The sequence below is a fragment of the Synechococcus sp. R55.2 genome, from assembly GCF_047462075.1.
Taxonomy (GTDB): domain Bacteria; phylum Cyanobacteriota; class Cyanobacteriia; order Thermostichales; family Thermostichaceae; genus Thermostichus.
Window position 1 is genome coordinate 1 of sequence record NZ_JANSIH010000141.1, and the last position, 7,127, is coordinate 7,127.

General features: G+C 60.7%; 6 protein-coding genes and 1 pseudogene. 1 reads left to right on the forward strand and 6 read right to left on the reverse strand.

Features of this window, described 5'->3' with window-relative positions:
• The 3 genes from NW838_RS05270 to NW838_RS05280 all read right to left on the reverse strand — a co-directional run.
• The coding region (locus tag NW838_RS05270; RefSeq protein ID WP_414427631.1) for an ImmA/IrrE family metallo-endopeptidase at window positions 1-385 on the reverse strand (385 nt) is incomplete at its 3' end.
• A 15-nt stretch (window positions 386-400) separates the two neighbouring features.
• Complete coding sequence (locus NW838_RS05275; protein WP_414427632.1) at window positions 401-838, reverse strand: helix-turn-helix transcriptional regulator; 438 nt, start codon at window positions 836-838, stop codon at window positions 401-403.
• Window positions 839-1,173: 335 nt separating this feature from the next.
• Window positions 1,174-2,406, reverse strand: coding sequence for an argininosuccinate synthase (locus tag NW838_RS05280; protein ID WP_414357748.1), 1,233 nt, complete (start codon window positions 2,404-2,406; stop codon window positions 1,174-1,176).
• Window positions 2,407-2,546: 140 nt separating this feature from the next.
• On the opposite strand from NW838_RS05280, the gene NW838_RS05285 reads away from it, so the two are divergent.
• Entirely contained in the window at window positions 2,547-4,475 is a 1,929-nt protein-coding gene (locus tag NW838_RS05285) for an FAD-dependent oxidoreductase (RefSeq protein ID WP_414357749.1), read from the forward strand.
• Between the two features lie 73 nt (window positions 4,476-4,548).
• On the opposite strand, the gene secF is transcribed toward NW838_RS05285, so the two are convergent.
• From secF to NW838_RS05300, 3 genes and pseudogenes are all read right to left on the reverse strand, one after another.
• Window positions 4,549-5,550 carry a protein translocase subunit SecF gene (gene secF / locus NW838_RS05290; RefSeq protein WP_414331115.1) on the reverse strand — a complete coding sequence of 334 codons (1,002 nt, stop codon included), beginning with the start codon at window positions 5,548-5,550 and terminating at the stop codon, window positions 4,549-4,551.
• Window positions 5,547-6,893, reverse strand: a complete 1,347-nt coding sequence (gene secD / locus NW838_RS05295) for a protein translocase subunit SecD (RefSeq protein ID WP_414331113.1) — start codon at window positions 6,891-6,893, stop codon at window positions 5,547-5,549. The genes secF and secD overlap by 4 nt, the downstream gene beginning before the upstream one ends.
• 78 nt (window positions 6,894-6,971) lie before the next feature.
• A pseudogene (locus NW838_RS05300) lies at window positions 6,972-7,127 on the reverse strand (RNA-guided endonuclease TnpB family protein); the annotation flags it as partial.

Here is a 7,127-nt window from a genome sequence, read left to right on the forward strand (position 1 = left end):
GAACCCAGCGGTGGCGGAATGCCTGAAGTTCTCGCTCAAGGACGTCACGCGGCAGCAGCACTGCCCCGGCCAAATGGTTGGCGAGTTTCTCCCTAGTGCTCCGCACCGCTGTCACGAACAGCTTGCCATCCACAGCCTTTTCTGGGTGCGCGAAGTCCTGGCGATGGCAGATGAGGTGAGCCAACTCGTGTAGAGCGGTGAAAAACTGCCGTTCAACAGGGTGATTGTCGTTGACGACGATAACTGCTCCAAGCGACTCGGTGTAAGCTGAGAGCCCACTGACACGGGCTGGCAGGGGGGTCAGGAGGATCTTCAAACCGCGCTCCTCAAGTCGGGCAATGACATCTCCCAGAGGAGCATGTTCTACCCCTTGAAAGTCTCGCACGTCCCCAGCGTAGCGCTACACTGCATGCGGATCATAGGTCTCCACCGGCATTTGGGGCGGTGACACAGCAACCTCACCAATCTCCTCCTCGATCTCGGCATAGGCTAGGGCTCGCTTAAGCACCAGAGCTTTGAGCGCGGGGGTGAGAACTTTTGGGTCATCTGCTCTAAATAACAGAGTCGGTTCCGTCTGCGCTGGCGGGATGGATCCCTTGGACTTGGCCTGACCATCACAGTCGGGCGGTGGGGGACAAGCGGCATTTTGTTCGAAGAAGACCTCAAGCGGCACCCCCAGCGCACGGGCAACAGCAGCCAACTGACCAATGGAGGGCATGCACTCCCCTTTCTCACAGGCCGCAATGGCCTGCAGGGGCAGCCCAACTTTGTTAGCCAGATCGGCCTGGCTTAAGCCCTTGTATTCGCGGAGTAACTGGATGTAACCAACGTTGATCATAGGCAGCACGATGTGCTCCACTGTAGTAACCCAAAGGCAGTCGGTGTTCATCGGCAGGCTTTCAGGGTGTTTATGGTCATTTCGACTCAAACTAGGCCGCTGTACCCACACCTAAAATGTTGACTGCACAGGGCCAGAAGGCTTTTCAAGGACTCCGTCCCGCTGGCGCGATCAATGGCCCAGGGGTCTCACCTTAACCTGAGAATCACTATGTTGATTTCGACTCCGACAGGCTAGCCAAAGGCCCACCAATCTGCTCAGGCAATCCGGAGAAGAGAGCCCATTGTTGCTCCATTGAGAACCTCAAAAGCCTCTAAACGACCACGCAGGAGTGCTTAATCACCACTGAGGCCAGGATGGGAGTCGTGGCCCCGGTGCACCTGGGCCCAGACACGGGTGGGCAGGCCCCAGATGTAGATAAAGCCTTCGGCGGCGCGGTGGTCGAATTGATCCCCTTCCCCGTAGGTGGCCAGCTCTGGGTTGTAAAGAGAGTAGGGAGAGCGACGGCCCACACAGACTGCCTGGCCCTTGTGCAACCGCATCCGCACGACACCGGTGACGCTTTTCTGGGTGGCGCGGATAAAGGCGTCCAGAGCCTCCCGCAGCGGCGAGTACCAAAGGCCGTTGTAGATCAACTGGCTGTAGGTGGTCTCGATGCCGTACTTGTAATGGATGACATCGCGGGTGAGGGTGAGGCTCTCCAGCTCGCGGTGGGCTTGGATCAAGACGGTTAAAGCGGGGCACTCGTAGATCTCCCGCGACTTGATCCCCACCAGGCGGTTTTCGATCATGTCAATGCGGCCCACCCCATGCAGGCCAGCTAAGGAGTTGAGCTGCTCGAAGAGGGCTTTGGGGCCAAGGCGCTGCCCATCCAGCCCGACAGGGATCCCTTGCTCGAACTCAATCTCCACGTAGGCGGGCTCGTCGGGTGTCTGGGAAATAGGCCGGGTGAGGGCATACACTTCCTCCGGCGGCTCCCGGTCGGCATCTTCTAGGATGCCGGCTTCAGCGCTGCGGCCCAAAATGTTGAGGTCGATGCTGTAGGGGCTGGACTTCTGCACGGGCATGGGGATCCCATAGCGCTCCCCGTAGGCAATGGTCTCCTCGCGGGTCATCCCCCATTCGCGGGCAGGGGCCAACACTTTGAGCTGGGGATTTAAAGCAGCAATAGCCAGATCAAAGCGCACCTGGTCGTTGCCTTTGCCGGTGCAGCCGTGGGCCACCGCATCGGCGCCCACCTCTTCCGCCACTTCCACCAGCAGCTTGGCAATCAGGGGTCGGGCCAGGGCCGTGGAAAGGGGGTAGCGCTGCTCGTAGAGGGCGTTGGCCTGGATGGCCGGGAAGGCATAGTCGGTAATGAGGGCCTGGACAGCCTCCCGCACCAGAGATTGCTCTGCCCCCGCCCTGAGGGCTTTGGCCTGAATGGCCTCCAGCTCCGCCCCCTGCCCCAAGTCGACTGCCAGGGCCACCACCGATTCCACCCCCCACTCGTGCTTGAGATAGGGAATGCAGACGGAAGTATCCACCCCGCCTGAATAGGCCAATACCACCTTCTTTGCCCGTCCCATGGGATCCCGCCGTTGCCGTTAAAAAGTTGCTAGCCCATTATGCCCTGTGGCAGGGATCCTGGCTGGCCTCAATGTCGGTTTCCTCAGCTATTCTCAAGGGGATTTCTCCTGCCGGGGAAAGGCCGGGGGTGTGAGTGAGCATGGCTGGCAAAAAGACGGCTGCGGCGTGCCGGGGATCTGAGCCCAAGCGAACTGTGGGGCTGGGGATCCTGTCGCTGCTGAGCTTTGTGGCCGGGATGGGGTTTGCCGCCCTCTCCCAGCCAGAGGTGGGATCCCCTGTTGCCGTCTCCGAGCCGGAGGTGCCCCGTTTTACCGCCCACGGTTGGCCCTTGTTGGATCCCTTGCCGCAGCCGGACGAGATTTGGGAGTGCGAGCTGGTGGTGGTGGGCGGATCCCTGGGAGGGGTGGCAGCGGCAGGCCATGCCATGCGAGGGGGGGTGCAGACCTGTCTCATCGAGCTCACCCCTTGGCTGGGGGGTCAGATTACCTCCCAGGGGGTATCGGCCATTGATGAATCGCTGCCGATGCGGCAGCGGGGCAATTTTTCCCGCCACTGGCTGGAGTTCAAGGCCTTGATCGAAAGCCAGCCGGTGGATCTTCCTGCTTGGACAGGGATCCCGCCGGGAACCCGCGTGGCCGAGATCAACAGTTGCTGGGTGGGAGGGCTGTGTTTTCCGCCTCAGGCGGGGCTGCAGGCGGTGGAAACCTGGCTGCAACAGGCAGCCCAAAATGCCCCCAACAGCCGCTGGGCTACCCAAACGGCTTTCAAGGGGGCCACCTTCAGCGCCGATGGATCCCGGATTGAAAGCATTTATGCTGTGCAGCGGCAGCCGCGGGATCCCAACTTTGTGCCGCCGGGACGGCTGTGGCGGGAGCTGGTGAGCTGGTATGGCTGGCAGGAGACGGAAGTTTTTGCCAAACGGGTGTTGAGGCTGCAGGCACCACCAGGCCGCAACCTGTTTGTTATCGATGCCACCGATACCGGCGAGCTGGTGGGCTGGGCCGGGATCCCCTATCGGCTGGGTTCGGAAGGGCGAGACGTGACCGGAGAGCCCAATGCCGCCCCCGCCAGCAACCCGGAGTGCACTCAAGCCTTTGCCTTTCCCTTCGTGCTGGCCATCCACGACGATGGCGGTCGCTCCCGAGCAGAGCTGGCCCAACTGCAGCCGGGCTATTCCCGCGCCGAACACCGCCGCGAGTTCGACATGGAGGGTTTCCCCACCTTCAGCGGCCAGAGCTTTTTCAATTACCGCCGCATCGTCAGCAAGGGTCGCCGGGATCCCTTCTACAGCACGCCTGTTCCAGGCGACCTGACGCTGGTGAACTGGAACCGCGGCAACGACTGGGGGATCATGAACCCGCCCCTGATCCTGACGGAAGAGCGGCTAGTGGCCTCAGGGCAGCGCCACAACTGGCTGGGGGGCCTGGATGTCTCGGCCATCAAAGATGGAGAAAACCACGCCCTGCTGTTTGCCGAGTGGCTGATGGAAACTCAATCCCGCTCTGGCTATCCCCTCTCCTTGGTGTTTGCCGAAGAGTCCTTGCTGGGCACTCGCTCTGGCCTTAGCCTCTACCCCTACATCCGCGAAGGTCGGCGCATCCTGGGGCGATCTGCCTACGGCCAAGCGGAGTTCCTGATGTTGGAGCAGGATATTCGCGTCGGCACCGCCGGGGGGCGGGACTTCAGACCTACCGTGGTGGGGGTTACCCACTACGCCATCGATATCCACGGCTGTCGCTACCGCAACTGGGAGCCCTCTCTTTCGGCCAGCTCCGCGCCAGTCAACGAGTTTTCCGTCCGTCCCATTCTCATTCCCTTGGAAGCCCTGATCCCGCAGAAGGTGGATAACCTGCTCATCGGCGGCAAAGGGATCGCCGTCAGCCACATTGTCAACGCCGCCACCCGCGTGCATTACGGTGAGTGGACCATCGGCTCGGCAGCAGGCCTGACCGTGGCTTGGCTGCGCAGTCAAGCTCCCGGCCTGATCCCAGCTCAGATCGTACCGCAAGGCAAAATAGCCGATTTACAGCGCTACCTGATCTCCCATGGGCAAAGACTGCAATGGTGAACCCAGAGGACACCGTCTCAGCGCGAACGACAGATCCCCACCCAATCGACCCAATTTTTCCGATATCGGGGCCCTAGCCCTCAGAGGGAAGTGAATCGGGATCCCTGCCTGCGCGGGCATCTTCGCTACTTTTGCCATAGCGCTGCTGCCGCCACCACACCAACAGGGGGCTGGCGATAAAAATGCTGGAATACACCCCCAAAGTAAAGCCAATGAGCAGGGCAATGGCAAACCCCTTCAAGGTAGCTCCCCCGAAAATGGCGATGGCAACTAGGGGCAGCATCGTCGTCAGGGTGGTGTTCAGGGAGCGGGCAAAGGTCTGGTTCAGAGATAGGTTTACCACCTCGGCCAGGCTGACCTTGCGGCTCACCAGACGCAGATTCTCGCGGATGCGGTCGTAGATGACCACGGTGTCGTTGACGGAAAAGCCGATGATGGTCAGCAGCGCCACCACAAACAGGCTGTCCGCCTCCATACCCACCGTCAGGCCCAAAAGGGCAAATAGCCCTATCGTCAACACTACATCGTGCAGCAGCGCCACAATGGCAAACACCGCGTAATCCCACTGGAAGCGCAGGGCCAGGTACAGCACGATGAGCCCGAAAGAGATGAGCACGGCCACGATGCCGGAACGCAGGAGCAGACGACCCACCGTCGGGCCAACCGTCTCGACCAGATTGCGCTGGAAGGGGGCAACCTCCTGCCGCAGGGTGGCTTCCACGGCCAGCCGCTCTTGCTCAGTCAAGGGGGGCATGCGGATCAGGGCTTCCTGGCCCGTTTGGGTGTCCAGCTGGATGATGCTGGTGCCCAGGTTGTGTTCCTGCAGCGCCCGTCGCAGCTCCTCGGTGGTGACAGGCCGCTCAAAGCTCAGATCCAGCAAGGTGCCGCCGGAAAAATCCAACCCCAGCCGCAGGGGAGTTCCCAGAGAAGCCAGGGAAAAGGCCATGCTGACCAGCCCCACCAGCAGCACCGCCAAGGACAAGCTGAACCACAGCTTGCTCCGTCCAACAATGTCGAAGCGATAGTCGAGCAACCGAGAGGCAGGATCTACGGGGGATAGCTCTTGAGCCGTCATGATTGGGCCGCCTCCATCCGAACGCCGTAAAACTCAGGTTTGCGCAAGCTGGGGATCCCCATTGCCGCCAAGAGCAGGCTACGGGTGCAGGTGATGGCCGTAAAGAAGCTCACCAGAATGCCAATGCCCAGGGTTACCGCAAACCCTTTCACCAGTCCCATCCCCAGCCAGAAAAGCACGCCACAGACCAAAAGGGTAGTCACATTGCTGTCCAGGATGCTGCTGAAGGCGCGGTTAAACCCTTCCGAAATGGACTTGTAGATGGATTTGCCGGCCCGCAACTCTTCTTTGATGCGCTCGAAGATCAGCACATTGGCATCCACCGCCATGCCGATGCTGAGGATAAAGCCGGCGATCCCCGGCAGAGTCATGGTGACCCCCAGCAGTTGGAACAGAGCAAAGGTACAGAGGGCGTAGATAAGCAGAGCAATGTCCGCAATCAGCCCTGGCAGGCGATAGTAGGCCACCATAAAGAGGAAAACCAGCACCAGGCCCCCGATCCCGGCATAGAGGCTGCGGCGCACGCTCACTTCCCCCAAAGTGGCCCCGACAGTGCGATTTTCAATCACCTGAATGGGAACCGGCAGCGCTCCTGCCCTGAGCTTGACCGCCAAGTCAGTGGCGGTTTCCACCGTAAAATTGCCCGTGATCACCGCCGTCCCGCCGGTGATGCCGGTGCGGGCAAACTCCGGCCCCACGATCGGGGCACTGATCAACACGTCGTCCAGAAAAATGCCCAATGGACGTTCTGTTCCGGCCAGATCTCGGGTGAGCTGAGTAAATTTTTCTGCCCCCTCCGGCTTGAACTCCAGCAGCACCTCCCAACTCTGGGATCCGCGGCGAGGGGCTTGGGGATAGGCATTGCGCAGCAGATCCCCGGTGAGGCCGACCCGCTCAAACAGAGTATCCGGATCCTCCCCCGCGGTTATCTCTCCCCGCTCGTTGCGGGGCAGCGCGCCGACGGGAACCAAGCCCTTGCGAAACTCCAGTTGGGCTGTATCTCCAAGGAGAGCAATGGCCCGATCCGGATCCGCCACCCCCGGCAACTGCACGAACAGGCGGTCTTGGCCGCTGATCTGCACCAGAGGCTCAGCCACCCCCAGCCCGTTGATCCGCTGCTGGATGACGGCCTCTACCCCCTGCATCACTTCGGGGGTGATTTCAGGCACCTCCTCGGTGGGCACAGCTTGTAGCGTGAGCTGGGTTCCTCCCTTGAGGTCAAGGCCAAGGCGAACCTCCCGGCTGAAGCCCAAGTAAACGAGGGCAACCACCACGGCCAAGATGAAGATCAGCCCTCGCAAAAAGGAGAGCCGACTGAGCCACGAAGCTGAGGATCTAGCCATACTGCTGAGAAGGTGAGGAACACGGTCGCACTCGATCTGAGGCTCTTAGGATTTTGGCACTTTGTAAACTACCCGACCCTACACCGCCTTAGCAGTGTAGCGCGGGCTTTCAGTAGCCCTGAGCCTGTTATGCTCTACCAGAGAACAAAACAAGCCCGAACCTCTAGGCTGGTTTACGACAGCCCCCAAAAGCGCAATCACATTCGCACCATTCAAATCCGCATCCCCTTCCCA

Excerpts from the sequence above, each read along its gene's own strand:
- NW838_RS05275 (WP_414427632.1), bottom strand. The coding sequence starts at position 838 with ATGATCAACGTTGGTTACATCCAGTTACTCCGCGAATACAAGGGCTTA.
- NW838_RS05280 (WP_414357748.1), bottom strand. The coding sequence starts at position 2,406 with ATGGGACGGGCAAAGAAGGTGGTATTGGCCTATTCAGGCGGGGTGGAT.
- NW838_RS05285 (WP_414357749.1), top strand. The coding sequence starts at position 2,547 with ATGGCTGGCAAAAAGACGGCTGCGGCGTGCCGGGGATCTGAGCCCAAG.
- secF (WP_414331115.1), bottom strand. The coding sequence starts at position 5,550 with ATGACGGCTCAAGAGCTATCCCCCGTAGATCCTGCCTCTCGGTTGCTC.
- secD (WP_414331113.1), bottom strand. The coding sequence starts at position 6,893 with ATGGCTAGATCCTCAGCTTCGTGGCTCAGTCGGCTCTCCTTTTTGCGA.